This window comes from Micromonospora sp. NPDC049891 (genome assembly GCF_040660295.1).
Taxonomy (GTDB): Bacteria; Actinomycetota; Actinomycetes; order Mycobacteriales; family Micromonosporaceae; genus Micromonospora.
The window spans coordinates 58,051-84,571 of sequence record NZ_JBFAML010000003.1 but is presented as its reverse complement, the minus strand read 5'-3'; the positions used below and the strand labels follow the sequence as shown (position 1 = coordinate 84,571).

Annotated in this window: 24 protein-coding genes; 11 read left to right on the top strand and 13 right to left on the bottom strand. The window is 71.8% G+C overall.

What is annotated here, in order from left to right:
- Position 1: 1 nt before the first annotated feature.
- Both AB0I71_RS05805 and AB0I71_RS05800 read right to left on the bottom strand, forming a co-directional pair.
- On the bottom strand, positions 2-1,216 hold the full coding sequence (locus tag AB0I71_RS05805) for an acyl-CoA dehydrogenase family protein (RefSeq protein ID WP_357582099.1): 1,215 nt from the start codon (positions 1,214-1,216) through the stop codon (positions 2-4).
- A gap of 1 nt (position 1,217) precedes the next feature.
- Positions 1,218-1,670, bottom strand: a complete 453-nt coding sequence (locus tag AB0I71_RS05800) for an SCP2 sterol-binding domain-containing protein (protein WP_357582098.1) — start codon at positions 1,668-1,670, stop codon at positions 1,218-1,220.
- A gap of 67 nt (positions 1,671-1,737) precedes the next feature.
- On the opposite strand from AB0I71_RS05800, the gene AB0I71_RS05795 reads away from it, so the two are divergent.
- Positions 1,738-2,376: a TetR/AcrR family transcriptional regulator gene (locus tag AB0I71_RS05795; protein WP_357582097.1), complete on the top strand. Its 639-nt coding sequence runs from the start codon at positions 1,738-1,740 to the stop codon at positions 2,374-2,376.
- Positions 2,377-2,408: 32 nt separating this feature from the next.
- Here AB0I71_RS05795 and AB0I71_RS05790 read toward each other — a convergent pair whose 3' ends face one another.
- Positions 2,409-3,059: a VTT domain-containing protein gene (locus AB0I71_RS05790; RefSeq protein ID WP_357582349.1), complete on the bottom strand. Its 651-nt coding sequence runs from the start codon at positions 3,057-3,059 to the stop codon at positions 2,409-2,411.
- Between the two features lie 193 nt (positions 3,060-3,252).
- On the opposite strand from AB0I71_RS05790, the gene AB0I71_RS05785 reads away from it, so the two are divergent.
- Positions 3,253-4,398, top strand: a complete 1,146-nt coding sequence (locus tag AB0I71_RS05785; protein WP_357582096.1) for a histidine kinase — start codon at positions 3,253-3,255, stop codon at positions 4,396-4,398.
- A complete protein-coding gene (locus AB0I71_RS05780) occupies positions 4,395-5,036 on the top strand; it encodes a response regulator transcription factor (protein WP_357582095.1) in 642 nt (213 codons plus the stop codon). The genes AB0I71_RS05785 and AB0I71_RS05780 overlap by 4 nt, the downstream gene beginning before the upstream one ends.
- Positions 5,037-5,106: 70 nt before the next feature.
- Here the strand turns inward: AB0I71_RS05780 and AB0I71_RS05775 are convergent, their stop codons facing one another.
- From AB0I71_RS05775 to AB0I71_RS05745, 7 genes are all read right to left on the bottom strand, one after another.
- The gene (locus AB0I71_RS05775) at positions 5,107-5,721 is read right to left on the bottom strand and encodes a DedA family protein (RefSeq protein WP_357582094.1); all 615 of its coding nucleotides are present in this window, start codon (positions 5,719-5,721) and stop codon (positions 5,107-5,109) included.
- 54 nt (positions 5,722-5,775) lie between these two features.
- On the bottom strand, positions 5,776-7,074 hold the full coding sequence (locus AB0I71_RS05770) for an adenylosuccinate synthetase (protein WP_357582348.1): 1,299 nt from the start codon (positions 7,072-7,074) through the stop codon (positions 5,776-5,778).
- Positions 7,075-7,154: 80 nt separating this feature from the next.
- Positions 7,155-8,114: a hypothetical protein gene (locus tag AB0I71_RS05765; RefSeq protein WP_357582093.1), complete on the bottom strand. Its 960-nt coding sequence runs from the start codon at positions 8,112-8,114 to the stop codon at positions 7,155-7,157.
- Positions 8,115-8,124: 10 nt separating this feature from the next.
- Entirely contained in the window at positions 8,125-9,099 is a 975-nt protein-coding gene (locus AB0I71_RS05760) for a serine/threonine protein kinase (protein WP_357582092.1), read from the bottom strand.
- Entirely contained in the window at positions 9,096-9,854 is a 759-nt protein-coding gene (locus AB0I71_RS05755; protein ID WP_357582091.1) for an NUDIX domain-containing protein, read from the bottom strand. Before AB0I71_RS05755 ends, AB0I71_RS05760 begins: the two co-directional genes overlap by 4 nt.
- Positions 9,855-9,932: 78 nt before the next feature.
- Positions 9,933-10,778: a MaoC/PaaZ C-terminal domain-containing protein gene (locus AB0I71_RS05750; RefSeq protein WP_357582347.1), complete on the bottom strand. Its 846-nt coding sequence runs from the start codon at positions 10,776-10,778 to the stop codon at positions 9,933-9,935.
- Positions 10,779-11,098: 320 nt separating this feature from the next.
- On the bottom strand, positions 11,099-12,472 hold the full coding sequence (locus AB0I71_RS05745) for a 3-oxoacyl-ACP reductase (protein ID WP_357582090.1): 1,374 nt from the start codon (positions 12,470-12,472) through the stop codon (positions 11,099-11,101).
- Between the two features lie 115 nt (positions 12,473-12,587).
- Between AB0I71_RS05745 and AB0I71_RS05740 the strand changes: the two genes are divergently transcribed.
- Complete coding sequence (locus AB0I71_RS05740) at positions 12,588-13,880, top strand: acetyl-CoA C-acetyltransferase (RefSeq protein WP_357582089.1); 1,293 nt, start codon at positions 12,588-12,590, stop codon at positions 13,878-13,880.
- Positions 13,881-14,012: 132 nt separating this feature from the next.
- Entirely contained in the window at positions 14,013-15,437 is a 1,425-nt protein-coding gene (gene purB, locus AB0I71_RS05735) for an adenylosuccinate lyase (RefSeq protein ID WP_357582088.1), read from the top strand.
- Positions 15,438-15,549: 112 nt separating this feature from the next.
- Here purB and AB0I71_RS05730 read toward each other — a convergent pair whose 3' ends face one another.
- Positions 15,550-16,113, bottom strand: coding sequence for a YbjQ family protein (locus tag AB0I71_RS05730; protein WP_357582087.1), 564 nt, complete (start codon positions 16,111-16,113; stop codon positions 15,550-15,552).
- Between the two features lie 24 nt (positions 16,114-16,137).
- Positions 16,138-16,818, bottom strand: coding sequence for a DUF1986 domain-containing protein (locus AB0I71_RS05725; protein WP_357582086.1), 681 nt, complete (start codon positions 16,816-16,818; stop codon positions 16,138-16,140).
- Between the two features lie 453 nt (positions 16,819-17,271).
- On the opposite strand from AB0I71_RS05725, the gene purS reads away from it, so the two are divergent.
- The 4 genes from purS to AB0I71_RS05705 all read left to right on the top strand — a co-directional run bounded on the left by purS (position 17,272) and on the right by AB0I71_RS05705 (position 21,907).
- Entirely contained in the window at positions 17,272-17,535 is a 264-nt protein-coding gene (purS, locus tag AB0I71_RS05720; RefSeq protein ID WP_093403819.1) for a phosphoribosylformylglycinamidine synthase subunit PurS, read from the top strand.
- The gene (gene purQ / locus AB0I71_RS05715) at positions 17,532-18,215 is read left to right on the top strand and encodes a phosphoribosylformylglycinamidine synthase subunit PurQ (RefSeq protein ID WP_357582085.1); all 684 of its coding nucleotides are present in this window, start codon (positions 17,532-17,534) and stop codon (positions 18,213-18,215) included. Before purS ends, purQ begins: the two co-directional genes overlap by 4 nt.
- Before the next feature lie 67 nt (positions 18,216-18,282).
- Positions 18,283-21,147 carry a phosphoribosylformylglycinamidine synthase subunit PurL gene (purL, locus tag AB0I71_RS05710; RefSeq protein WP_357582084.1) on the top strand — a complete coding sequence of 955 codons (2,865 nt, stop codon included), beginning with the start codon at positions 18,283-18,285 and terminating at the stop codon, positions 21,145-21,147.
- 4 nt (positions 21,148-21,151) lie between these two features.
- Positions 21,152-21,907 carry a 2-phosphosulfolactate phosphatase gene (locus AB0I71_RS05705; protein ID WP_357582083.1) on the top strand — a complete coding sequence of 252 codons (756 nt, stop codon included), beginning with the start codon at positions 21,152-21,154 and terminating at the stop codon, positions 21,905-21,907.
- A gap of 186 nt (positions 21,908-22,093) precedes the next feature.
- Here the strand turns inward: AB0I71_RS05705 and AB0I71_RS05700 are convergent, their stop codons facing one another.
- Positions 22,094-24,325, bottom strand: a complete 2,232-nt coding sequence (locus AB0I71_RS05700; protein WP_357582082.1) for a carboxypeptidase-like regulatory domain-containing protein — start codon at positions 24,323-24,325, stop codon at positions 22,094-22,096.
- Between the two features lie 102 nt (positions 24,326-24,427).
- Here AB0I71_RS05700 and AB0I71_RS05695 point away from each other — a divergent pair, with 102 nt between their 5' ends.
- Both AB0I71_RS05695 and purF read left to right on the top strand, forming a co-directional pair.
- Entirely contained in the window at positions 24,428-24,790 is a 363-nt protein-coding gene (locus tag AB0I71_RS05695; RefSeq protein WP_357582346.1) for a sterol carrier family protein, read from the top strand.
- A 162-nt stretch (positions 24,791-24,952) separates the two neighbouring features.
- Complete coding sequence (gene purF / locus AB0I71_RS05690; RefSeq protein WP_357582081.1) at positions 24,953-26,512, top strand: amidophosphoribosyltransferase; 1,560 nt, start codon at positions 24,953-24,955, stop codon at positions 26,510-26,512.
- The last annotated feature ends 9 nt before the right edge of the window (positions 26,513-26,521 follow it).

Here is a 26,521-nt window from a genome sequence, read left to right as displayed (position 1 = left end):
GTCAGCGGATCTGCATCCCGGAGATCGCCCGGGAGATGACCAGCCGCTGGATCTCCGAGGTGCCCTCGAAGATGGTGTAGATCTTGGCGTCGCGGTACCAGCGCTCGACCGGGTGGTCCCGAAGGAACCCCGCCCCACCGAGCAGCTGGACCGCCTTCTCGGTCACCGATACGGCCACCTCGCCGGCCTTGAGCTTGGACATCGAGCCCTCACCGGCGGTGAACGGCCGGTTGTTGCGGCCCATCCAGGAGGCCCGCCAGACCAGCAGCCGAGCGGCGTCGATCTCCATCTTCATGTCGGCAAGGGCGAACGCGACAGCCTGGTTGGTGATGATCGGACGACCGAACTGGACCCGCTCCTTCGCGTACTCCAGGGCGTATTCGTAGGCGGCCCGGGCCACCCCGAGCGCCTGCGCGCCGACGGTGGGTCGGGACAACTCGAACGTACGCATCGCGGCCTGGCCGGAAGCGCGTTGCCCGGAGCGGGCGCGGGCGAGGCGTTCGTCGAGCGCCTCCTTGCCGCCGAGCAGACACCGGCCCGGCACCCGGACGTCGTCGAGGAAGACATCGGCGGTGTGCGAGGCGCGCAGGCCGAGCTTGCGCAGCTTGCGGGTGGCGCTGAGCCCGGCGGTGCCCGGCGGCACGACGAACGCGGCCTGTCCCCGCGAGCCCAGGTCCGGTTCGACCGAGGCGGTGACCACGTGCACGCCGGCGATCCCGCCGTTCGTGGCGTACGCCTTCTGCCCGCGCAGCACCCACTCGTCGGTGGCCTCGTCGTAGCGGGCCCGGGTACGCATGGCGGCGACGTCGGAACCGGCTTCCGGTTCGGAGGTGCAGAAGGCGGCGACCGCCGGGGAGTCGACGTCACCGAAGCACTGCGGCACCCATTCGACGAGCTGATCCGGGGTGCCCGCGCCGTAGATGGCGGCGACCGCGAGGGAGGTGCCGAAGATGCTCAACCCGATGCCGGCATCGCCCCAGAACAGTTCCTCGCTGGCGATCGGCAGCGACAGCCCGGTGGGGTCGGCCCAGCAGGTGGCGAGGAACTCGAAGCCGTAGAGGCCGACCTTCGCCGCCTCCTGGATGACCGGCCAGGGGGTTTCCTCGCGGGCGTCCCACTCGGCCGCGGCCGGGCGCACGACCTCGCTGGCGAAGCCGTGCACCCAGTCCCGCAGATCCCGCTGTTCCTCGTTCAGGTCTAGCGAGAACTCGACCATGTCAGGCCTTGGGGATGTCGAAGAGGTTCGCGATGTTGGCGGCCAGACCCAGGTCACCCTTGGCCTTGAGCTTGCCGGTCATGAACATCATGACCGGGTTGGCGCCGCCGGAGACGACCTTCAGGAATTCGACCGGGCCCAGGGTCAGGCTCAGCCGGGGGTCGTGCTGCGGGGTCTCGTTGACCGTGCAGGTGCCGTCGGCGATGACCACCTCGTAGGTGTCGGTGCCGCCGTCCGGCGCGCCGGTGATGTTCCAGTGGATGACCGCGTTGGTGGAGCCGGCCCGGTCGGCGCGGAACAGCTGCGGCATCCGCCCGAAGACCTCGCCGAGGATCTTGCCGCGCAGGTCACCGGACATCACCTCGGCCAGCTTGCTCTCCGGGGTGGTCTTGACGAGCTGGGCGAACTCCTTGGGGCCGACGTTTGCGAAGTTGGCCGGGTCGAAGTCAGTCATGGGAAAGCACCTCTCGGACAGTGGCTACTCGTGCGTAACCTTACGCATGGGTAGGTATGCTCGCAAGGTGTCCACCGGCCCCGCCTTCAAGCGCCTCCCACGTGCCGTACGGGAGCAGCAGATGCTCGACTCCGCGGTGCGGGTCTTCTCCCGACGCGGGTACCACGGCGCCAGCATGGACGAGATCGCCGAGGTGGCCGGCATCTCCAAGCCCATGGTGTACGCGTACCTGGGCACCAAGGAGGAACTCTTCGTCGCCTGTCTGCACCGCGAGGGCACCCGGATGATGCAGGCCATCGCCGGTGCCGCCGCCCCGGACCTGCCCGCCGACGAGCGACTCTGGCGCGGGTTGCGGGCCTTCTTCGGCTTCGTCGGCGCGCACCGGGACGGCTGGGCGGTGCTCTACCGGCAGGCCCGGGCCGAGCAGCCGTTCGCCCGCGAGCTGACAGTGATGCGGGCGCGGCTGGTCGAGGTGGTCGCCGGCATGCTCGACCACGCGCTGCGCGCCGGTGGGCGTGAGGTGGCCGCCACCGAACTGGAGGTCGTCGCGTACGCGCTTGTCGGTGCGAGCGAGTCACTTGCCGACTGGCTGGCCGACCATCCGGAAGCCGACCCGGAGAAGACCGCCACCCGGATGATGAACGTCGCCTGGCTCGGCGCCGGGCAACTCCTGCACGGCGTGACCTGGCACCCGCCTCAGGAGTAGGCAGCGGTCCAGCGCCGGGAACGCGCGCGTAATCACGCATCACCGATGGAACCTCTGGCACCGGCCTCGACAACTGCCGGCAGCGACCGTGCTCGTCGTCGGTACGCCCAGCGGGCCGTCTCCACCATCACCGTGACGCTGAGCGCGAGCCCGAGCCCAAGCAGCAGTCCGCGCAGCGGGTCCTGTTCGAAGGCGAGCCCGCCCAGATAACCGACAAGCGCCGAATAGATCCCCCAGGTGCCGGCGGCCAGCGCATCGAACATCAGGAACCGTGACCGGGAAAACCGGGTCGCCCCCATGGTCATGGTGACAGCCGTCCGACCACCCGGTACGTATCGCGCCACGGTCAGGATCAGACCGCCGCGTACGGCGATGCCCCGGCTGGCCCAGCCGTACACCGCACGCCGCCGCCCCTGTTCCGGTAGGCGGGTGAGCAGGCGTCCGCCGCCGCGTCGGCCGATGGCGTACGAGATGTGGTCACCGACCAGGGCGCCGGCCGCCGCCACCACGATCACCACCGACAACACCGGCTGTCCGGTCGCCGCGAAGACCCCGGCGGTGATGACGGCGGTTTCGCTGGGCACCACCGGGAAGAACCCGTCAACCACCGCGACCCCGAAGAGTGCCAGGTAAACCCAGGGCGAGGACATCGTCTCGTGGAGCAGGTCGAGCACCAGTTGCATGCCTCTGATGCTGGTCCCCGCCTGGGTTCCGGCCATCGGCCGATGGTCATCACCGACCCGCTACCTAAGTTGTGGTCAGCCCTGACTCCGGCTCCGGGCCAACCCCGAGAAGGGCCGGCCAGTCGCCCGGAAGTGTCCCCCCTCTGGCCGTCAGCGGCGGTCCGGCCGGCCCGGTCGCCACTAGCCTGCAACGATGGCCATCGTCGAAGGCCGGACACCTCTCCGGCGGTACGCGCTGCCGGGGCTGGCCGTACTGGTATCGGTCGGGGTCTGGATGTCCGCGAACGGCGCGGCCGGGGTGGCGTCACCTCTCCCCCGGGCGGTGGTCCTCGCCGTCGCCGTCGCCTCCGGAACTGCGGTGGCGGTGGCGCGGGTACGCCGCTGGCCGCTGTTCGCCGCGGCTGCCGTCGCCTGGCCGCTGCTTGCCGCCTGGCCGGTCCCGGCGGCGGCGTCCCTCCTTGCCGGGCTGTGGCTGCGGGGTCGTCGCCGGATCGTCGCCTACCTGGCCGGTGCGGCGTTGGTGACGGCGATCGGTGTGCTGGTGGGGTGGGCGGCTGGTGGACACCGGCAGATCACCATGGCCACGCCGGGCAATGCGCTGACACTCTTCGCCTGGTTGGTGCTGCTGCCACTGGTGATCGGGCTCTGGACGCGGGCCCGGCGGGACACCGTCGGCGCGTTGCGCGACCGGGCCGAGCGGCTGGAACGCGAACAGGTGGCCCGCATGGAGCAGGCCCGCGCCGAGGAACGGGCCCGGATCGCCCGGGAGATGCATGACGTGGTCGCCCACCGGGTGTCGCTGATGGTCGTGCATGCGGGCGCGTTGGAGGTGACATCCGCCGACTCGGCGGCGGTGGAGACCGCGTCACTGATCCGATCGACCGGTCGGCAGGCCCTTGCCGACCTCCGCGAGGTACTCGGCGTGCTGCGTGGAGCGGCCGGGCCCGTACCGCCGCCCGGGTTGTCGGAGGTGGACGTCCTGATCCAGGAGTCGCGTACCGCCGGCCTGCGGGTCGACCGGCAGGACGAGGGGATCCCTCGACCCCTGCCGGCCACGGTCGGGCGGACGGTGCACCGGGTGGTCCGGGAGGCGCTGACGAACGTACGGAAGCACGCGCCCGATGCGGAGACGACGGTCAGCCTGCGGTATCTCTCCAGCGGGGTCGAGGTCGGGGTGCGCAACGGGCCGGCGATCGGTGGGTCGGCGCTGCCCGGTGCGGGGTTGGGCCTGATCGGTCTGCGGGAACGTGTGGAACTGCTCGGCGGGCGGCTCACGGCCGGACCGTACGACAAGGGCTTCCTGGTCCGAGCGCTGCTTCCGACGGGGGAGCCGGAGTGATTCGAGTATTGATCGTCGACGACGAGCAGTTGATCCGGTCCGGCCTGCGGTTGATCCTCGAAGCGGCCGGCGACATCACGGTGGTGGGCGAGGCCGCGGACGGCGCTGCGGCCGGCACCGAGGTGCGGCGGCTCCGACCGGACGTGGCCCTGCTGGATGTCCGTATGCCGGGCATGGACGGCCTCGCCGCGGCGCCGGACATTGTCGCCGCCGGGGCGAGAGTGATCATGCTGACGACGTTCGACCGGGATGCGTACGTACACCACGCCCTGCGTGCCGGTGCGGTCGGCTTCCTGCTCAAGGACACCGCACCGGCCGACCTGACCGCCGCAGTACGCGCCGTGGCCAGCGGTGACGCCATGCTCGCGCCCGCCGTGACCCGGCGCTTGATCGATTCCTTCGCGGAACGCGGCCCGGCCCGACGCCACACGGCCCGGCGTCAACTCCAGTGCCTGACCGCACGGGAGTTGGAGATCGCGCGTGCGGTGGGGCGGGGATGCGCGAACGCCCAGATTGCTCGTCAACTACTGATGAGCGAGGCCACGGTGAAAGGGCACGTGAGTCGGGCGATGACGAAGGTCGGCGCCGGGAACCGGGTGCAGTTGGCGATCCTGGTCCACGACGCCGAGCTGCCCTGATCGGTGCGGATCGCTCGGTGTCGGAGAGCGGTTCAACGGCGGACAGCGGCTCTGCGACCGTGAGCGGAGTTCAGTGTCGCGCCGCCCGGCGATGGGCGCGGCGGCGCAGTCCGCGTACCACCTGCACAAGCAGGGTGACCGCGATCGACAGGCCGATCCCGGCCAGGATTCCGTAGAACGGTTGACGTTCGAAGGCCAGCCCGCCGAAGAGGCCGAGCAGCACGCAGTAGAGCGCCCAGGTGCCGGCGCCGATCAGGTCGTAGAGCAGAAACGAGCGCAGTGGGTAGCGCACCGCCCCCATGGTCAGGGTGACCGCCGTCCGCCCGCCGGGCAGGTACCGGGCGGAGGTCAGGATGACGCCGCCGTGCCGGCACACCGCCCGTCGCGCCCACTGCGATCCGGCCCGGCGTCGGCTGTCCTCCGGTGAGTGGTCCAGCCGACGCGAGCCGCCGCCGCGGCCGATGGCGTAGGAGACATGGTCGCCCAGCACGGCACCGAGCATTGTCGCCACGATCACCACCACCAGATTCGGCTCGCCCCCGGTCGCGAGGACGGTGACGGTGATGACCGCCGCCTCGGCCGGCACCAGCGGAAAGACCGCGTCGATCGCGGTCAGACCGAAGAGCAGCAGATACACCCACGGAGAGGTGAGCGTGTGCCGGAGCAGGTCGAGCGCGGCCTCCATGGATCCATGCTCGCCGCCGGGCGGACGAATCGGGGCGGGACGGACGGATCACCGCTAATGGGGCCTTCCACCCGTTGCCACTGTCAACCGGGTGGCCGTACCGCCTTCGGCGCGGGCGGTGTCGACCTGAACCGTCCGCACCCGCTTGTCCTCCGCCGTCGGCCCGTGGGAGGTGAGCACGACGGGCACGCCCAGTGCCTGCTCCACCGCCGCAGGCCAGTCGACCGGCGGCGGGGCGTCGTACACAGGTCTGGTCCGCAGCAGGCGGGCGGTGAGCGCCGCCTGCCGGTCGAGGTCACCGGGTGGGCCCGGCACCAGCCCGTCCAGGTCGGTGTAGCGGCGGCAGATCCGCAGGTCGAGACCCTTACCGACGAGATCCAGGTGGGTCAGCGCCAGGCCGTCGACCCCACCGTTGACAGCCAGGGCGTACGCGTGGGCGACGGCGTCGAAGTGACCGAACCGGAACCGGCCCTGCCACTGGTTGGTCGCGTTGTGCGGTTCGGTGAGCCCGAGCCCCGGCTCCTCGGTCACCAGCGGTCCCGGCCCGTGCCGGGTGGTGACCGTCCGGAGCACGCCGATCCGGGTCGCCGATCCGGCCAACCCGGCCTCGGCCAGCAGCGCCTCGGCGTTCGCGGTAGTGGTGGTGCTCCAGGTCGTGTACGGGTGGAAGCCGTGCCACTCGTCCAGCAGCACCCCCTGCGCGCCCTCGAAGACGCAGGTCCCGGCACGAAGCTCCGCGGCGAGCCAGCCCCGGTCGACGATCGCCACCCGTTGGGCGAAGGCCAGGTACGCGGGCAGACAGTCGGAGACCGGCGGAGCGTCCAGCGGGCCGAGTTCGGCGCTGAGTCGGTCCCGCAGCGCGGTCAGCCGACGGCGCAGCAGCTCCGGGCTGCGGCAGTCCGCCAACCGGGGCGCCTGGTCGGGGTGGGCGAGACCGTACGCGACGGCCTCGCCCACCCCCAGCCCGCAGGAACCGTGCCGGTCGGCTCCACGGGCCAGCTCCCGGGCCCGGTTCGCGGCCCGGTGGTACGGGGTGGCCAGCAGCGCCTCCCCGTCCACCGTCAGCCGGTCGAGCGCGTCGGGTACCCCGACGGCGGTGAGGTGGTCCGCCTCGGCGGCCAGCGCCAACGGGTCCACCACCACGTGCCGGGACAGGTGGGTCCGTACCCCGGGACGGAAGGTGCCGGCCCCGAACTGGGCGAACGTGTGGTGCCGGCCGTCGCGCAGGACGACGTTGTGCGCCGCCTGCGCACCCCCGTTGAACCGCACCACAGTCCGCACCGGCCGGGTCGCGCAGAGCCAGTCCACGACCGTGCCCTTACCCGCGTCGCCGTACCCGAGGTCGATCACGATCACGTGCTGTCCGTGCGGCCCCCTCGCCGCCGGCCCGCCGGTCACCGTGCCGCCCGGAGCCACACCCGCCGCCGGCCGGATCACAGCCGGACCACTCCGCGACCCGTGGTGCGGTTGGCCGGCAGCTCCGACACCTCGGCCCGCGACCTGCCGGTCAACCGGGCGAGCGCCTTCGAGACGGTGCCGGTGGCCGCCGAGCCGGACCGGTCCAGGTCCCGCAGGCCCTGGTCGAGGTCGATGGCCTGCTCGCCGAGACCGACGGTGAGCGCGATGGTCTCGCAGACCGCAGCCAGGTCGTCCAGCTCCAGGGCATGCTGGCCGAGCAGGCCGCGCCAGAAGTCGAGCACCCGGCGGTTGCCCGAGTAGTGGCTGCCGGCGGGCAGCAGGTAGTAGGTGTCCCACCTGCGGGTGACCTCGTCGACGATCTGCCGCAACGGCACGTCCTCGCGCAGGTCGTCCTCGATGAGTCGGGCCACCTCGCCGGACTTCACCTGCGGGTAGGCCAACTCGTCGCCGATGACGAACAGGTAGCCGCGCCGGCCACGCTTCTCCCAGCTGTCGGTGACCGTGTGCCGGGCCATGAAGTACAGCGCCAGCTCGTACGACTCCCGCATCTGGCCGCCACCGCCACCCTCCAGCACGATCCGGCCGAGATCGTCGTCCATCCGGTTGTCGGACTCGAACTGCCCCACCTGCAACGGCACCCGGTCACAGGTGGCGTCGCCGATCGCCCCGAACATGATCTGTGGGTCGCGGGCGTATCCCTGGCGCAGCAGCAGCCCCAGCAGCTGTGGCAGCTTGGCCTGGAGAACGCGGGGCACATGCCCCATCGAGCCGGTCACGTCGAACAGGACCGCGACCGGGGTCGACTGCGGGTGTTCCGCGCTGTCCCGGCTCTCCCGTACGGCTCCTCGCGGGTCCAGTGCGGGGTGCACCACCCGCGCCCCGCTGTCGCTGTAGGAGAAGGCGCTGGTGCCGGTGGCCCGGCGGTACCGGTCGGCGGCGTCGTACACATCTGTGGACCATGCTCCGCTGCCCATGGCAGCCTCCTTAGGGGTTGAGGGTGAAGGGGCGGAAGGTGCGCGGCCCGTAGAGCCGGTGCAGCACCTCGTCCAGTTCGCGCAGCAGCAGCCAGGCGTCGTCGGGTCGGGCGCGCAGCGACCGCTGCCGGCAGCCGTTGGCGAAGTCGAGCAGCTGGCGCGGGGCGTCGCGGTTCAGCAGCCAGGTAATGCAGCGGGTGGCCATGAAGATGTCGGTGCCCGGCCCGCACGGGCCACGGCCGGGGACCTCCGGCGGGTACCAGGCGTCGTGGTCGGGCACCATCGCGGGCACGGTGCCGCCGGGCTCGGTGGAGAAACACCAGTCGACAAGCACCAGGCCGTGGGCGTCCGGGTGGATGAGCACGTGCGCCGGCAGCACCGCGCCGTGCACCAGGCCCGCCCGGTGGGCCAGGCCGAGGGCGACCAGGAGCCGCCGCCACATCCACGCCACGTCCCGGGCGTCCAGCCCGTCCGGATAGGCACGCCGCACCTCGACCAGGCTGTGCAGGCCGGGTGCGGTGCCGAGCACGGTGATCCGGCGCTCCGCCCCGGTGTCGGCGGCACGGTGGGTGAAGCTGTCGACCAGCCGGGGCACGTACGGCAGCCAGCGCGGGTCACCCCGCTCGGCGAGCGTGCGCAGGGCACGCTGCTCGCGAACCATCAGATCGTTGTCGGCCGCGTCACGAGGCAACTTGAGCAGCCGGTCGGCGCCGACGTCGTACAGGTCGGCGAGGTCACCGGAGTACGCGGGCCGACCGCACCGGTAACCACGCAACACGGTCACCCGCCGGGCCCGCCAGCGGGTGGTGACCCGGAGGAAGGCGTCGATGGCAGCGGCCCGGATCCCGGGGCCGACCCAACCGAGCCGGTCCGGGTGCAGCGCACCGACGAGTTCCCGGTAGCGCCGCTCGGGCGCGTCGCCGCCGAACAGCTCGTCGTCATCGCGGGCGGCGGTGACCAGGCGGATTGCCTCATCGGTCGTCATCGCACCGTCTCCTCGCGCGCCGGGCGCAGCAGCGCCGGGTGCAGCAGCCGTGCGTCCCCGGCCCGGTAGAGCCGGGCGCGTGGGCCACCCCGGGAGCCGCCGCGCTCGGTGCTGGCGCCGGTGCTCTCCACGAAACCCGGCACCGAGAGCACCTTGCGGTGGAAGTTGCCGGCGTGCAACTGGTGCCCCCAGACCGTCTCGTAGACGGCCCGCAGCTCCCCGATGGTGAACTCGGGTGCCAGGAACCGGGTGGCCAGCGGGGTGTACTCCAGCTTTGAGCGGGCCCGCTCCAACCCGTCGGAGACGATCCGGCCGTGGTCGAAGGCGAGCTGCCGGTTGGTCAGCTCGGCGACCGGTACCCAGGCCGCCTCGTCGGCATCGGTGCCGGCCGTCGCATCCGGCAGGTCAGGGGCGAAGGCGAGGTGGGCGATCGAGACGATCCGCATCCGGGGGTCCCGGTCGGGTGTGCCGTAGGAGGCCAGTTGCTCGACATGGACGCGGTGGAGTGGCTCGCCGTCGAGCCCGGTCTCCTCGGCCAGCTCCCGCCGGGCGGCCGTGGCCAGGTCCTCGTCCGGCCGGACGAACCCGCCGGGCAGTGCCCAGAGGCCGGCGTAGGGCTGTTCGCCGCGGCGGATCAGCAGCAGGTGCAGAGCGCCGTCGCGGATGGTCAGGGCGACGATGTCGACGGTGACCGCGACCGCCGGGTAGGCGCGCGGGTCGTAGGCGGCGAGGAAGTCCTGCTCGTTCACGGTCAATCACTCTCACTTAGAGAATATCTCTACTTGAGAAGAACCTAGCCGAAAAGAGAGGGCCGGGCAAGTACCCGGCCCCGCTCAGCGGATGGTGCCCACCAGATGCGGGCGACCACGCCTGTCGTGCAGGCTGAAATCCCAGCCCGGATCGAGCGCGGTGGCGCTGAACGCCGCAGTGCCGGGCAGCGGCACCGGCAACTTGAACGCCACGTCCACCGTGTACGCCTCGGGCAGCCGGCTTTCCAGCGCCGCGAGACAGCGCGCCTTGCTCCACATGCCGTGCGCGATGGGCCGGGGGAAGCCGAGCAGCCGCGCCCCCAGCCGCGAGGTGTGGATCGGGTTGTGGTCGCCGGAGACCCTCGCGTAGTCCGTACCCACCCGGGGTGTGACAGGCCAAAGTGCGGTGGCGGTCGGTGGTGCCTGTCGCTCACCGTGGTCGCGCCGCTCACCGCCACCCGGGGTGCGTTGCCGGCCGAGATACGTCGAAACGCCGCGCCACACCTCCTCGCCGTCGACCGACCCGACGAGTACGACGTCCACCTGCCGTCCCCGGTCGTGCGGGCGCAGGTTCTCCGCCCAGGTGATGAAGTCCAGCCGGTCGGTGACGGTTACCGGCCGACGCACCGTGATCCGGTTGCCGACGTGCACCACCCCGGTCAGCGGGATCGGGAACTCCGGCGCGGTGATCAGGCGCAGCGCCAGCGGAAAGCCCATGACGTGCGGAAAAGTCGCGGGCAACCGGTCGGCGAGGCGGAACCCGCAGACCCGGTCGTAGTCGGCCAGCCGCTCCGGATCGACAGCCACCCCGCCGACGGCCAACTCGACAGCCGGTACCCCGGCACCACGCCGGCCGCCAAGCCCCGGCACCGCGTTCAGCAGCGCCCGCCGGTACAGCGGACCGGCCGCCGGCAGCCGGGTCAGCTCCACCCTGGCCCGGGCCGCAGGATCCCCTGGTCCGGTGCCTGTCGCTGCCGTCGGCGGGTCGCCGGCCGGATCGCCGCCCCCGGCGCCGGCACCGCGTGTGCCGGCGGGGCTCGGTGCAGCCGGGGCCGCCGTCGGCGGGTCGGAGTCACCGCCGGTGGGGGCGAGACCGGACAGGTCGCGGGTCGCCTCCGGATCCCCACCGCCGGCCGGCCGGGCGAACGCGGCGGCCAGCATCTCGGATGTCAGAGTCTCGGTCGGACCGTCGATCAGCTCGCCGACCGACAAGTCGTCGGCCGGTTCGTCACCGCGTCTGCGCCGGGCCATCACGCCCCCAGCAGGCTCTGGCCGCAGACCCGGACCACGTTGCCGCTCACCGCACCGGACGCCGGCCAGGCCAGCCAACCGATGGTCTCCGCGACGTCCACCGGCAACCCGCCCTGCGAGAGGCTGTTCATCCGGCGGCCGGCCTCCCGCAGCACCAGCGGGATCCGGGCGGTCAGCCGGGTCTCGATGAACCCGGGCGCGACCGCGTTGACGCTTATCTGCCGCTCCCGCAACGCCGGGGCGAGCGACTCGACAAGCCCGATGACCCCGGCCTTGCTGGTGGCGTAGTTCGTCTGGCCCCGGTTACCGGCGATCCCGGCGATCGAGGAGACACCGATGAGCCGCCCACCGGCCGGGATCAACCCGCGCTCCAGCAGCAGGTCGTTGATCCGCTCCTGGCTGGACAGGTTGACGTCGAGGACCTGGTCCCACCGGTCGGCGTCCATCCGGCCGAGGGTCTTGTCCCGGGTGATGCCGGCGTTGTGCACCACCACGTCCACCCGGCCGTGCCGGCTGGCCAGGTGCTCGGCGAGCCGGGCCGGCGCGTCGGCGGCGGTCAGGTCGAGCTGCACGGCGCTGCCGCCGATCTCGTTGGCGACCGCGGCCAGCTCGTCCCCGGCGGCCGGGATGTCGAGTGCCACAACTGTCGCGCCGTCGCGGGCCAGCACCCGGGCCAACGCCGCGCCGATGCCCCGGGCCGCCCCGGTGACCAGCACCACCTGCCCGTCGAGCGGGCGGTCCCAGTCGGCCGGTGCGGTGGCCTGGCCGGCACCGATGCGGACCACCTGCCCCGAGACGTACGCGGAGCGGCCCGACAGCAGGAACCGCAGGGTCGCCTCCAGGCTGGTCCAGGTGCCGGCGTCGGCCTCCCGCGTCACGTACACCAGCTGAGCGGTGATGCCCCGGCCGAACTCCTTGCCGATGCTGCGGGTCAGCCCCTCCAGAGCCCGCTGGGCGGTCGCCTCGCGGGGCGTGCCGCACTCGGCCGGCGGAGTGCCCAGCACGATCACCCGGCCGCTGGGCTGCACGGCCCGGGCCTGCGGGTGGAAGAAGTCGTAGAGCTGGCGCAGTTGGGACGAGTCGGTGATGCCGGTAGCGTCGAAGACGAGAGCCGCGCTCTCCGGCGTACGACCGGTTGTCGGATCGGGCACGGCGGTGGCCGGATCGCGCAGGGCGAGCCCGGCGGCGGCCAGGGCCTTTCCGACCGGGTCGGTCAGCCGCCCGCCGGCGGCGGCGCCGAGCAGGACCAGCCCGGGCAGGATCGGCTCGCCGGGTGTGTGCCGGCGCAGTCGCGGCGGATCGGGCAGCCCGAGGCGCTTGACCAGCGCCCGCCCGGCGCCCGACTGGACGAAGCTCGCATACCTGTCGGTCATAGGCGTAGCCTACTGGCGAGTAAGAGAGACCGGCAGTAGGGCGGTGAGGCCGCAGCCCACCAGTCCGCTGGCCGGCCACTCCAGGGTGCGGGCAACACTTTCGAGGAGACGGATCGTGCAGAACGTTCGACGGGTCGCGGTCATCGGCGGCAACCGGATCCCCTTCGCCCGCTCCAACTCGCGCTACGCCAGCGCCTCCAACGCCGACATGCTCGGCGCCGCGCTGGACGGGCTGATCGCCCGGTTCGGCCTGGCCGGGCAGCGGGTCGGCGAGGTCGTCGCCGGGGCGGTGCTCAAGCACTCGAAGGACTTCAACCTCACCCGTGAGGTGGTGCTCGGCTCGAAGCTCGACCCGCGCACCCCGGCGTACGACATCCAGCAGGCCTGCGGCACCGGTCTGGAGGCGGTCATCCTGGTCGCCAACAAGATCGCCCTCGGCCAGCTCGACGTCGGTATCGCCGGTGGTGTCGACACCACCTCCGACGCGCCACTCGCGGTGAACGAGGACATGCGTCGCACGCTGCTCAAGCTCAACTCCGCCCGGACCCTCGGCGAGCGGCTCCGGATCGCCGCCAAGCTGCGGCCGGCTCAGCCGTTCAAGCCGGAGATCCCCCGCAACGCCGAGCCGCGCACCGGCCTGTCCATGGGTGAGCACGCCGCCCAGACCGCGCTGCGCTGGAACATCGACCGGCAGGCGCAGGACGAACTGGCACTGCGTTCGCACCAGCGGCTCGCCGCCGCGTACGACAGGGGCTTCTTCGACGACCTGATGACCCCCTTCCTGGGGCTGACCCGGGATCAGAACCTCCGCGCCGACACCACCCTGGAGAAGCTGGGCACCCTGCGGCCGGTCTTCGGGGCCAAGGGGCCGGACGCCGAACGGGCCACCATGACCGCCGGCAACTCGTCGCCGTTGACCGACGGCGCCTCCACCGTGCTGCTGGCCAGCGAGGAGTGGGCGCGCGAGCACAACCTGCCGGTGCTGGCCTGGTTCTCCTGGTCGGAGACGGGCGCTGTGGACTTCGTGCACGGCGACGAGGGGCTGCTGATGGCGCCCGCATACGCGGTGCCCCGGCTGCTGGCCCGGGCCGGGCTCACCCTCCAGGACTTCGACTACTACGAGATCCACGAGGCGTTCGCATCCCAGGTGCTGGCGACCCTGGCGGCCTGGGAGTCGCCGGAGTTCTGCAAGGACCGCCTCGGCCTGGACGCCCCCCTCGGCGCGATCGACACCGACAAGCTCAACGTGAACGGCTCCTCGCTGGCCGCCGGTCACCCGTTCGCCGCCACCGGCGGCCGGATCGTAGCCACCCTGGCCAAACTGCTCGCGGCCAAGGGCAGCGGACGCGGCCTGATCTCCATCTGCGCCGCCGGCGGCCAAGGCGTAACCGCCATCCTCGACCGCTAACCCCCACCCCACCTCACCCACCCTGTTGATCATGAGGTTGACGGCAGTTATTGATCTTCAAAGTGCCGCTAACCTCATGATCAACCGGGACCCGCTCGGGTGGCCGGGGCGGGGGGTCGCGAGAATGGTGGGGTGACGATGATTCCGAACGTGCTTGCCAGTCGGTACGGCTCGGCCGAGCTGGTCAACCTCTGGTCGCCGGAGGAGAAGGTCCGGCTGGAGCGGCGGCTCTGGCTGGCCGTGCTGCGGGCGCAACGGGATCTGGGTGTCTCGGTGCCGGACGGGGTGGTCGAGGCGTACGAGCGGGTGCTGGACGACGTCGACCTGGCCTCGATCGCGGAACGGGAGCGGGTGACCCGGCACGACGTGAAGGCCCGGATCGAGGAGTTCAGCGCGCTCGCCGGGCACGAGCACGTGCACAAGGGGATGACCTCGCGGGACCTCACCGAGAACGTCGAGCAGCTCCAGGTGCGCCGCTCGCTGGAGCTGATCCGGGACCGGGTGGTGGCGACGCTCGCCCGACTCGCCTGGCACGCCCACGAGTACGCCGACGTGGTGATGGCCGGCCGCTCGCACAACGTGGCGGCGCAGGCCACCACGCTGGGCAAGCGCTTCGCGTCGGCCGCCGAGGAGCTGTTGATCGCGTACGAGCGGCTGGAGGACCTGATCGCCCGGTACCCGCTGCGGGGGATCAAGGGACCGGTGGGTACCGCCGCCGACCAGCTCGACCTGTTCGACGGTGACGCGGACAAGGTCGCCGAGTTGGAGCGCCGGGTCGCCGAGCACCTGGGCTTCAACCGGGTACTGGACAGCGTCGGGCAGGTCTACCCGCGTTCGCTCGACTTCGACGTGCTCTCCGCGCTGGCGCAGGTCGCCGCGGCACCGTCGTCGCTGGCCACCACGATCCGGCTGATGGTGGGCCAGGAGTTGGCCACCGAGGGCTTCAAGCCCGGCCAGGTCGGCTCCAGCGCGATGCCCCACAAGATGAACACCCGCTCGTCGGAGCGGGTCAACGGCTTCGCGGTGATCATCCGGGGCTACCTGTCGATGGTCGGCGAGCTGGCCGGCGACCAGTGGAACGAGGGGGACGTCTCCTGTTCGGTGGTGCGCCGGGTGGCCCTGCCGGACGCCTTCTTCGCCGCCGACGGGCTGTTCCAGACCTTCCTCACCGTGCTTGACGAGTTCGGCGCGTACCCGGCGGTGATCAACCGGGAGTTGGAGCGGTTCCTGCCGTTCCTGGCCACCACCAAGATCCTGGTGGCGGCCGTCCGTCGGGGCGTCGGCCGGGAAGCCGCCCACGAGGCGATCAAGGAGCACGCGGTCGCGGTCGCCCTGGCCATGCGCGAGAAGGGCACCCCCGACAACGACCTCTTCGACCGCCTCGCCGCCGACACCCGCCTCACCCTCACCCGCCCCGAGATCGACGCCCTGGTCGCCGACCGCGCCGCCTTCGTAGGCGCCGCCCCCACCCAGATCCAGGCAGTCACCGCAAGAATCACCAAGATCGTCGAGTCCCACCCCCAAGCCGCCACCTACTCCCCACCCCCCATCCTCTAACCCACCCCCACCCGGTCCGCCGACCGGCGTTGATCAAGAAGTTCTGGTCGGGATCCGGCCGGATCGAGACCAGAACTTCTTGATCAACCGGGTTGGGTGGGGTGGGGTGGGGTTAGTCGCGGGTGGGGGTTTCGGGGGCGGTGGAGAGGGTGGGGGCGCTCGCCGGTTCGGCGATGGCGCCGGGTTCCTCGGCGAAGGCTGGTTCCTGGGCCGTCTCGGCGGCCACCAGGGGCTGGTCGGGGGGCATGACGTCGGGGACCTTGGGCACCACGATCACGGCGGTGCCGTAGGCGCAGATCTCCATCCACATCTCGCCACAGTCGCGGCTGTCGAACCGCATCCCCACCACGGCGTTCGCGCCGAGCCGCCGGGCCTCCTCGCCGAGGCGGGCAACCGAGTCGGTACGCCAGCGGGTGAGGTTGTCCGGCGCCATCGGGTCGTACGCGCCACCGCGCAGGTTCTTCACGCCCTCGCGGTACGGGTTGCGGGTCCTGGCCATGGAGGAGACCACCTCGCCGAGGATCTGGCGGATCTCGTAGCCGGGAAGTAGATCCGTCGTCACGACCAGCACGTTTCCGATGCTGGCAGGTGCGGGTGCGGCGCATCGTGAGCCCTGTTCACCTGCTCGGATGCTGAAAAACCGCGCGGCGCGGACGGCGGGCGCAGGGCCCACCATCCGCGCCGCCACGGGCGCTAACCGTCAGACGCCGGAAACGGACCGGATCCAGGCACGGTTGTACGCGACGCTGCCGTAGTTCTGGATGCTCTGGCCGTCAGCGGTGGAGGCCACACCGACCTGGAGGCCGTTGTAGAACTGCGGGCCGCCCGAGTCACCGCGCCAGGCGTTGCCGTTGATCCGGGTGCTCCGGATCGCCTGCCCGCCGTACGCGTCGCTCACGTTCGTGCTGGTGACCTGGACGCTCGCGGTCTTGAGCTGGGTCGACGCCGAGCAGCCGCTGTAGCAGGTCATGCCCCAGCCGTAGATCGAGTTGGTCGAGCCGACCGGCGGGTTGCTGGAGGCCAGGCTGACGTAGCTGGTGCTCACCGAGCTGGACAGGCGCATCAGGGCCACGTCGTACTGGCCGTAGGTGGCGCTGACCGTGCGGGTGACGCCGCCGGAGGAGCGGTAGACGCTGCCGACCCGGACCGACATCGAGCCGCCGAGGCAGTGCCGCGCGGTGAGCACCCACTGCGGGGCGATGATCGTGCCGGAGCAGGTGAACGAGCCGTTGCTGAAGACCGCGGCGGCCCACGGCGCCGAGGAGACGGTGCTGCCGCCGATGATGTACGGACTGACGGGTGAGGCGACGGCGCCGGAGCTGGCGCCGAGCACGCCGGCCATGGCGGTGGCGAAGACCGCGATCAGGGATCGGATGCGCATCGGTGGGGCTCCTTCGGGGGTTCACAGGCCCGGGTTCGCCGGGCCGGCCTGGGGTGGCGGACGGGGGTGATCCGCCACCGGTGACGTCGATAAATCGACGTCTGACGATGTACCGTAGGGCCCGGTGAGGTGTTTCACAAGAGGTTCATTGAAACAAGGCGATGTAACAGTTGGATTTCCCGCCACCGGCCGTCGCGCGACCGGCGGCGGCTCTCAGCTGCGGTGCCGGCGGGGGCCGGTCCAGCCGGGGGCGACCGGCCGGGGAGCTGGCAACGAAGCCGTATCGCTATCGCAACGAACCCGTATCGGTCCCGATCGGTAGGTGCGGGTAGGGTCGAGCGGCACCCTGGCGGCGTCCGGCCGGTGCGTCTGGCGCGGCATCTGCCAGGTAGGCTGGCTGCGCTCGCCCGTTGTGGGTCGGCACCCAACTGCGTACACAGTCAGGAGTGCCCAGTGCCTCGCGTCGTCGTCGACGTCATGCTCAAGCCCGAGATCCTCGATCCTCAGGGCCAGGCCGTCGCAAACGCGCTGCCCCGGCTCGGCGTCAACGACGTCGCCTCGGTACGGATCGGCAGGCGGATCGAGATCGACTTTACCGGTGAACCGGACCTGGACCGGGCCCGGGAGATCGCCGACAAGCTGCTCGCCAACCCGGTCATCGAGGACTTCACGGTCCGTCTGGTCGAGACCGACGAAGCTGCGGAAGCCCGGTCGTGACCGCCCGGGTCGGTGTGGTGACGTTCCCCGGCTCGCTCGACGACGGGGACGCGGCCCGGGCCGTACGGATCGCCGGCGCCGAACCGGTCCGTCTCTGGCACGGTGAGGCGGAGCTGCACGGGGTGGACGCGGTGGTCCTGCCCGGCGGCTTCTCCTACGGTGACTACCTGCGCTGCGGTGCCATTGCCCGGTTCGCGCCGGTGATGGAAAAGCTCATCGACGCCGCCGGTGGGGGCCTGCCCGTGCTGGGCATCTGCAACGGCTTCCAGATCCTCTGCGAGGCTCACCTGCTGCCCGGGGCGCTCACCCGCAACCAGCACCTGCACTTCCGTAACCGCGACCAGATCCTGCGCATCGAGGCGACCGGCACCGCCTGGACGAACACGTTCCAGCCGGGCCAGGAGGTGTTGATCCCGGTCAAGAACGGCGAGGGCTGCTACGTCGCCGACCCGGCGACGCTTGACGCGCTCGAGGCCGAGGGCCGGGTCGTCGCCCGCTACGTCGGCGGCAACCCCAACGGTTCGCAGCGGGACATTGCCGCGATCACCAACCAGGCCGGCAACGTGGTCGGCATCATGCCGCATCCCGAGCACGCGGTGGAGGCGCTCACCGGCCCCTCCCTCGACGGCCTCGGCTTCTTCACCTCGGTGCTGAAGCACCTGGTGGGGGCGCCGGCGTGACCGTCCGCGGCGGGATCATCGGTCGGCTCACCCGCCCCTCGGGCGGCGAGCGCAACAAGGAGACGTCATGACCACGCATCCGGACCCGGTACGGGAGAACCCGGAGGCGGTCCCGGCGCAGCCGCAACCGGCCGCCGCGCCGTCGGCCGCTCCGGCCCGGCACGCCGCCGCCTCGGAGGCCACCGACTGGGCCGACGGGACGGACACCGTGCCGCGCGCCGCCGGGACCCCGGAGGAACTCCAGCCGTACGCCGAACTGGGGCTCCGGGATGACGAGTACGAACGCATCCGGCACATCCTGGGCCGCCGGCCGACCCAGTCCGAGCTGGCGATGTACTCGATCATGTGGAGCGAGCACTGCTCCTACAAGTCCAGCAAGGTGCACCTGCGCCAGTTCAGCGAGAAGGCCCCGCCGAGCGACCGGATGCTGGCCGGCATCGGTGAGAACGCCGGCGTGGTGCGGATCTCCGACGAGTTGGCGGTGACCTTCAAGGTCGAGTCGCACAACCATCCGAGCTTCGTCGAGCCGTACCAGGGCGCGGCGACGGGTGTCGGCGGCATCGTCCGCGACATCCTGGCCATGGGCGCCCGTCCGGTGGCGGTGATGGACCCGCTGCGTTTCGGCGCCGCGGACCATCCCGACACCGCCCGGGTGCTGCCCGGCGTGGTCGCCGGTGTCGGCGGCTACGGCAACTGCCTCGGCCTGCCCAACATCGGTGGTGAGGTGGTCTTCGACCCCTGCTACCAGGGAAACCCGCTGGTGAACGCGCTCTGCCTGGGCGTGCTGCCGGTCGACCGGCTCCAGAAGAAGGAAGCCACCGGCCCCGGCAACGTGGTGGTGCTGATGGGCGCCAAGACCGGCCGGGACGGTATCGGCGGCGTGTCGGTGCTGGCCAGCGCCACCTTCACCGAAGGCAGTGAGCAGCGCCGCCCGTCCGTGCAGGTGGGCGACCCCTTCATGGAGAAGCTGCTGATCGAGGCGTGCCTGGAGCTGTACGACGCCGAGCTGGTCGTCGGCATCCAGGACCTCGGCGGAGCCGGCCTGACCTGTGCCCTGACCGAGACGGCGGCCTCCGCCGGCACCGGCATGCGGGTGTGGCTGGAGCGGGTGCCGCTGCGTGAGCCCTCGATGGAGCCGCACGAGATCCTGGCCAGCGAGTCCCAGGAGCGGATGCTGCTCGTCGTCGCGCCGGAGAAGCTGGAAGCGGTGCTCAAGACCGCCGAGAAGTGGGGCGTCTGGGCCACCGCGATCGGCGAGGTCACCGCGCCCGAGCCGGACGGTTCACCGGGCCGGCTGCTCATCACCTGGCGGGACCACCTGGTGGTGGACGTACCGCCGGGCTCGCTCGTGGACGACGGCCCGGTCTACGCCCGTCCGATGCGCGAGCCGGCGGACCTGATCCTGCTCCAGGCCGACCGGGCGGAGACGCTGCCCCGGCCGGGCGACGCGGACACGCTGCGCGAGACCGTGCTGCGGATGATCGCCTCACCCAACCTCTGCGACAAGACCTGGGTGACCGAGCAGTACGACCGCTACGTGCTGGGCAACACAGTGCTCGCCCAGCCGGAGGACTCGGGCGTGATCCGCATCGACGAGCGCACCGGGCTGGGCGTGGCACTCTCCGTGGACGGCAACGGCCGGTACGCCCGGCTCGACCCGTACCAGGGTGCCAAGCTGGCGCTGGCCGAGGCGTACCGGAACGTGGCGGTGACCGGCGCGACACCCATCGCGGTCACCGACTGCCTGAACTTCGGCTCGCCGGAGGACCCGGGCGTGATGTGGCAGTTCGCCGAGGCCGTACGCGGCCTGGCCGACGGCTGCGCCGAGCTGGGCATCCCGGTGACCGGCGGCAACGTCAGCTTCTACAACCAGACCGGGGCGGCGGCCATCCACCCGACGCCTGTCGTCGGCGTGCTCGGCGTGCTGGAGAACGTGGCCGACCGGGTGGCCTCCGGCTTCGTTCCGCGTCCCGGCGCCGATCACGATCAGCTCTTCCTGCTCGGCGAAACGCACGTGGAACTCTCCGGCTCGGAGTGGGCCTGGGTCACCCACCAGCACCTCGGTGGCGTACCCCCGCACGTCGACCTGGCGCGCGAGAAGCAGCTCGCCGGCCTGCTGGCCGACGCTGCCCGGGTCGGGCACCTCAGCTCCGCGCACGACCTCTCCGACGGCGGTCTCGCGCAGAGCCTGGTGGAGTCCTGCCTGCGGCACGGCGTGGGGGCCCGGATCGCGGTGCCGGAGCGCTTCGAGGGCAACTCGATGCCGTTCGTCTTCCTGTTCAGCGAGTCCGCCGGCCGGGTGCTCGTCTCGGTGCCGCGCGGCCACGAGAAGGCCTTCACCGCGCTCTGCGGTGAGCACGGTGTGCCGTGGGAGCTGATCGGCGTAACCGACCCGACGGCCGGTGCGCTGGAGGTGCACGGCCAGTTCCGGATCGGCCTGGACGAGCTGCGCGAGGCACACACCGGCACGCTGCCGGCCCTGTTCGGCGGCGTGCAGCCGTTCGAGGTGACCGCCCCGGCAGTCGCCGAGGTCGTCATCGACGGGCCGGCCGGCGGGGTCGATCCGGCCGCCGACCACGACGCCACGTCGCGGGCCGACGCGACCGGCGCAGCGACGACCGGTCCCGAGTCGGCCCCCGGAGGGGCCACCGCCCCCCAGCCGGCCGAGGCGACCGGCGGCGAGCAGGACGGTGCGGCGCAGGCCGCACCGGCGTCGGCCGAGGCCGATCCGTCGGCGGATCCGACCGAGGAGCCGGCGGACCGACCGGCTGAGCGGGCCACCCCGCCGGTGCGTACCGGTCGCGTCGAGGTGGCCCCGCCGACGGCCGAGGCTGCCGACCCGGCCGCCCCGACGGCCGACCATGAGGAATCCGGGGCGGACGCTCCGCAACACGGTGACACCGAGCAGCCCTCCGCGCCCGACGAGCGCTGAGGCGTTGGCCGCGGCCGTATCCGCCCAACCCGGATCGGGAGTCCGGTTCGACTGGGGCCTGGCGGGTGCGGCCGAACTCGGCCGGGTCTGCGCGGTACTGGTGGTGGTGGACGTCCTGTCGTTCACCACCACCGTCGAGGTGGCGGTGGGACGCGGGATGCGGGTGCATCCGTTCCCCTGGGGTGAACAGGCGGCCGCCTACGCACGCCGGGTCGGCGCGGTCGCCGCGACCGGCCGCCGGCAGGTCACCCGCGAACACCCGTGGTCGCTGTCGCCGGCCGCGCTGAGTCGGGCACCTGTGGTGCCAGACCTGGTGCTGCCGTCACCCAACGGATCGGCCATCAGCGCCGCCGCAAGCGCCACCGGGCTACCGGTGGTCGCGGCCAACCTGCGCAACGCCCGCGCCGTCGGGCGTTGGCTGACCAGCCAGGGGTACGGCTCGACCACTGCCGCGATCGGGGTGGTGGCCGCCGGGGAACGGTGGCCGGACGGATCGTTGCGCCCATCGGTGGAGGACCAGCTCGGCGCGGCAAGCGTGCTCGACGCCCTCTCCGGTGCACCCGGAGGGCTCTCCGTGGAGGCGGCCATGGCGCTGGCCACGCTGGCCAGTGTCCCCGACGTACCGGCGGCGATCCGGGGCTGTGTCTCCGGTCGCGAACTGATCGAGGGCGGCTTCGCCGAGGACGTCGAGATCGCGGTACGCCTCGGCACCTCCAACGTCACTCCACTGTTGCGTCAGGGCGTCTTCGCCGCAGCCTGACCGCTCGCGGTGGGCGACACGGGGCCGCAAAGTGTGATGTCACTCAGACATGATCACGTCTGAGTGACATCACGTCGTGCGCAGCATGGTCCGCCGGGGTCGGCACACCACCACATGGCGGTGCCGACCCCGCAGGCGTCCAACCTGGACTCCGCCTCGGCTCGACCGAGGACGTCGATACAGGGTCTAGTCGTCCAGCCAGTCCAGGCGACGGCCGCTGCGGTCCTGGGGCGCGGCGTCAGGTCGGCCACGGCCGGCCTGCGCCGGGTCGCCGTATCCGCCGCCCTGGCCGTAGCCACCACCCTGGTCATAGCCGTTGTCGTAGCCACCGCGTTGGCGTGGCGGCTCCTGACCGTACCCGCCGCCGGCCTGGTCATTTCCGTAGCCGCTCTGGTCGTAGCCGCCGCGCGGCGGTGCGTCCTGGCCGTAGCCGCCGCCGGCCTGACCGCCGCCGTAGCCACCCTGGCCGTACCCGCTGTCGTAGCTGGTGTTGTCGTAGCCACCGCGCTGGTGGCCGGCCTCCTGGCCGTAGCCCCCGGCCGGCTGGTCGTACCCGCCAGCCGGTGCCGCGCCGTAGCCGCCGGCCGGCTGTCCCGGTGGGTAGCCGCGGGTCGCGTCGCCCTGGCCGTATCCGCCGCCCGGCTCAGCCTCGCCGTAACCACGAGTCGCTTCGCTCTGGCCGTAACCGCCCGGCTCGGCCTGGCCGTAGCCCCGGGTCGGGTCGCTCTGGGCGTAGCCACCGGCGGGCTCGTTGCGGGTGTAGTCGCCACCGGCGGCGTCGCCCCGTCCGTAACCGCCGGCCTCGCCCCGTCCGTAGCCGCCCGGCTCGGGCTGGCCGTAGCCCTGGCCGGCCTCCGGCTGGTACATGCCGGTGGCGTACGGGTCGGCGGGGGCCGGGTAGGCCGTCTCCTCGCCCTTGTAGCGGCCGGTCGGCTCGTCGTACCGCTCGCCGCCGTAGCCGGCACCGCCACCTGTCGGTGGGTAGTCCGGGCCGGCGTTGCCGGCACCGTAGTCGCGGCTGCCGTACCCACTGCCGGAGGACGGGCTGTTGCCGTAGCCACCGCCCGACGAGGGGGCGTTGCCGTACCCGGGGGCGCCGTAGCCGCCCGGCTCGTCGCCGTAACCGCCACCACCGGCCCAGCCACCCGGCCCGCTCGCGGCACCGTAGGGCTGCGGCGGTGCGCCGTAAGGGTCCGGCGGGACGTCGTCCACGACCGGCTGGTGCATCATCGTCGGCGCGTTGGCCAACCCGGGGCCGCCGACCATCGTCGGGTCCGGCGCGCCGCCGACCCGGTTCACCACCCGGGTCTGGTCGTCGGCACTGGCGAACGAGCCACGGGCCGCCGGGACCGCGCCGGCCGGAGCACCGGCGGGAGCGTCCCCGTCAGGCTCGCCGTCCTCGTTCTCCCTGCGCTTCATCCAGAGCAGCACGATCGTGCCGACACCGACGGCCACGAAGAGGCCGCCCAGCAGGATGAGCAACCAGTTGCCGAAGCCGCCGGAGTCCTCGTTGGAGGCCGGGGCCTGGGCCGCGGCGCTCTCGCCCGGGGTCTCCTCCTCGTCGCCGAGTTCCTCCTCGAACGGGTCCTCGGTCGGCACCGCCGACTCGCTGGCCGACGGGCTGGCGCTCGGGCTCTCCGCGGCCGCGATCGGGAGGGTGATCCGTCGTCCGGTGATGCTCTGCCCGGCGTTCGCGGTGAAGCTCGCCACGGCGTTCTTGCCGTCGGCGCTGGCGCCGATGTCGATCCGCCCGGGGGCGATCGGGTTGTCGCTGCTACCGGTGAACCGGAAGTTGCCGTCGCCGTTGGTGGTGGTGTCGCGTTGCTTGCCGGCGCTGTCCTTGAGCAGGACGTACGCGCCCGACACCGCCTCGCCACCCTGGTTGACGACCTTGCCGGAGATCGACCGCACCGTCTGCGGCGCCTGCGTCGTCGGCGGTGGCGGCGGCGCCTGCTCACCACGGACGGTGAGCTGGAGGTTGGCGGTCGCGGGGTCGGAGCTGTCCGGCTGTACCTGAACGGTGACGCCGGTGGAGCCGTTCCGAGCGTTGTCGTTCGCCCGCAGCGTCAGCAGCTGCGTCCTCGGTGCAGGTCCGTTGAACTGGATGCCGCCACAGCCCCTGGCGCAGCTCACTCCAGAGGGGAGGCCGGTCAGGCTGATCTCGGCGCTGGTGTCGCCCTCACCCGGAGTGACCTGAACGGTCACTGTGGCGTCGCTGCCCGCGTTGACGGTCACCGAGCCGGGCACGACGTTGACGGAGGCGGCGAAGGCAGGTGTGGCTGGGACGGCGAGCAGGGCACCGATCATCAGCGCCACAACCACACCGGCCCGCTTGTGCCAGGCTCGTCGGTGTGTTGACACGTCCACCGCCTTCCGGACTGACCTCCCCTGACCGGCGGGTGCCGGGTCGGGGAACATCACGGTACGAATACGCCGTCGGCAACTATGCCTTGTCTGGCCGGATCGGCGCGACCCAGGGCCAGCGTGACGGCCGGCGCGGTCACGCCGTATCGTCCCGTCGTGTCCTCTCCGTACATTAAGTCCGCCTCGGTAGCGGCGGCGCTGTCGGCGCTCGATGAGGGGCGTACGCCCGAACGGTCGGTGCTCCGCGAGGCGGTCAGGGCCTTGTTGACCCTCCTCGCGGACCGCGCTCCCGGCCGATCGGTGGAGGTGCGTGTCCCACCTTACGGTGCAGTTCAGTGTGTTCCGGGGCCGCGACACACCCGCGGTACTCCTCCGAACACGGTGGAGATGGATCCGGAAACCTGGCTCGGATTGGCGACGGGGCGACTCGACTGGGCGCGGGCGGTCACGGAGGGTCGCGTCAAGGCGAGCGGAGCGCGTGCGGACCTGTCCGCGTATCTGCCCCTCGAACTGGAGTGACGGCTGAGACTGGATGACACAAAGCGGTGACAGTGTGACTGTATGTGGCGACATGCATTCGCGTACACTGTCAGGCGACGACAGTGTGGTCCCGGCCGAGGAGTGCGGAGCAACCCCCGTGGTTCCGCGAGGCCAGTCCAGACCAGCAAGAGGGAGCGGCAGGTGCCCCGAGGCGACGGCCGGCTGAGCCACGACCTTGATCCCCAGCGACCCGGCCCCCAGGACGCCTGTGGTGTCTTCGGCGTCTGGGCCCCCGGCGAGGAGGTCGCCAACCTGACCTACTTCGGGCTGTACGCGTTGCAGCACCGGGGTCAGGAGGCGGCCGGCATAGCGGTGAGCGACGGCTCCGGCGTGGTGGTCTACAAGGATCTCGGCCTGGTGGCCCAGGTCTTCGACGAGCCGACCCTGGCCAGCCTGCGCGGGCACGTCGCGATCGGGCACGCGCGTTACTCCACGACCGGTGCGTCGACCTGGGAGAACGCCCAGCCGACCATCCGGGCGACCACGTCGGGCACGACGATCGCCCTGGCCCACAACGGAAACCTGGTCAACACGGCCGAGTTGCAGCGTGAGGTGGCCGAGCGCGGCCAGGACACCGACGGCTCGACGAACGACACCTCGCTTGTCACCATGCTGCTGGCCAGCCGGCCGGATCTCTCCGTCGAGGCCGCCGCGCTGGAGGTGCTGCCGCAGCTGCGAGGCGCGTTCAGCTTCGTCTTCATGGACGAGTCGACCCTCTACGCCGCGCGCGACCCGCACGGGGTGCGTCCGCTGGTGCTGGGCCGACTGGAGCGTGGCTGGGTGGTGGCCAGTGAGACCGCCGCGCTGGACATCGTCGGCGCCAGCGTGGTCCGTGAGGTCGAGCCGGGCGAGCTGATCGCGATCGACGCGGAGGGGCTGCGCTCCACCAGGTTCGCCGCCCCCGAGCCCAAGGGCTGCCTCTTCGAGTACGTCTACATCGCCCGGCCGGACGCCACAATCGCCGGCCGCAACGTGCACGCCGCCCGGGTGCAGATCGGGCGTCAACTCGCCAAGGAGCACCCGGTCGACGCCGACCTGGTGATCCCGGTGCCCGAGTCGGGCACGCCGGCGGCGATCGGCTACGCCGAGGAGTCCGGCATCACCTACGGCGCCGGCCTGGTGAAGAACCCGTACGTGGGCCGTACCTTCATCCAGCCGTCGCAGACGCTGCGTCAGCTCGGCATCCGGCTCAAGCTCAACCCGCTCCGGGAGAACGTGCGGGGCAAGCGCCTGGTCGTGGTCGACGACTCCATCGTCCGCGGCAACACCCAGCGCGCGATCGTGCGGATGCTGCGCGAGGCCGGTGCGGTGGAGGTGCACGTACGCATCTCCTCGCCACCGGTCTCCTGGCCCTGCTTCTACGGCATCGACTTCGCCACCCGCGCCGAACTGCTCGCCAACGGCCTCGACAACGACGGAATCCGGCGGTCGATCGGCGCGGACACGCTGGGCTACGTCTCGTTGTCCGGTCTGATCGCCGCCACCGAGCAGCCGAAGACCCGGCTCTGCCGGGCCTGTTTCGACGGGGAGTACCCGATCGAGCTGCCCGTCGGCAACCTTATCGGCAAGCACGTGCTCGAAGGGATCGGCCGGCGGGTCGCCAACCGTACGGCCGACATCGAACCCGGCGAACAACTCGTCCCGCCACTCGACAGCAGCTTCGGCGACCTCAAGCCGTCGGCGACCACACACCGCCCGTAGCACCACCCG

What these genes read in the sequence shown, in the direction of transcription:
- AB0I71_RS05805 (WP_357582099.1), bottom strand. Translation starts at nt 1,216, where the DNA reads ATGGTCGAGTTCTCGCTAGACCTGAACGAGGAACAGCGGGATCTGCGG.
- AB0I71_RS05800 (WP_357582098.1), bottom strand. Translation starts at nt 1,670, where the DNA reads ATGACTGACTTCGACCCGGCCAACTTCGCAAACGTCGGCCCCAAGGAG.
- AB0I71_RS05790 (WP_357582349.1), bottom strand. Translation starts at nt 3,059, where the DNA reads ATGCAACTGGTGCTCGACCTGCTCCACGAGACGATGTCCTCGCCCTGG.
- AB0I71_RS05785 (WP_357582096.1), top strand. Translation starts at nt 3,253, where the DNA reads ATGGCCATCGTCGAAGGCCGGACACCTCTCCGGCGGTACGCGCTGCCG.
- AB0I71_RS05775 (WP_357582094.1), bottom strand. Translation starts at nt 5,721, where the DNA reads ATGGAGGCCGCGCTCGACCTGCTCCGGCACACGCTCACCTCTCCGTGG.
- AB0I71_RS05765 (WP_357582093.1), bottom strand. Translation starts at nt 8,114, where the DNA reads ATGGGCAGCGGAGCATGGTCCACAGATGTGTACGACGCCGCCGACCGG.
- AB0I71_RS05760 (WP_357582092.1), bottom strand. Translation starts at nt 9,099, where the DNA reads ATGACGACCGATGAGGCAATCCGCCTGGTCACCGCCGCCCGCGATGAC.
- AB0I71_RS05745 (WP_357582090.1), bottom strand. Translation starts at nt 12,472, where the DNA reads ATGACCGACAGGTATGCGAGCTTCGTCCAGTCGGGCGCCGGGCGGGCG.
- AB0I71_RS05730 (WP_357582087.1), bottom strand. Translation starts at nt 16,113, where the DNA reads ATGGTGGGCCCTGCGCCCGCCGTCCGCGCCGCGCGGTTTTTCAGCATC.
- AB0I71_RS05725 (WP_357582086.1), bottom strand. Translation starts at nt 16,818, where the DNA reads ATGCGCATCCGATCCCTGATCGCGGTCTTCGCCACCGCCATGGCCGGC.
- purL (WP_357582084.1), top strand. Translation starts at nt 18,283, where the DNA reads ATGACCACGCATCCGGACCCGGTACGGGAGAACCCGGAGGCGGTCCCG.
- AB0I71_RS05700 (WP_357582082.1), bottom strand. Translation starts at nt 24,325, where the DNA reads ATGTTCCCCGACCCGGCACCCGCCGGTCAGGGGAGGTCAGTCCGGAAG.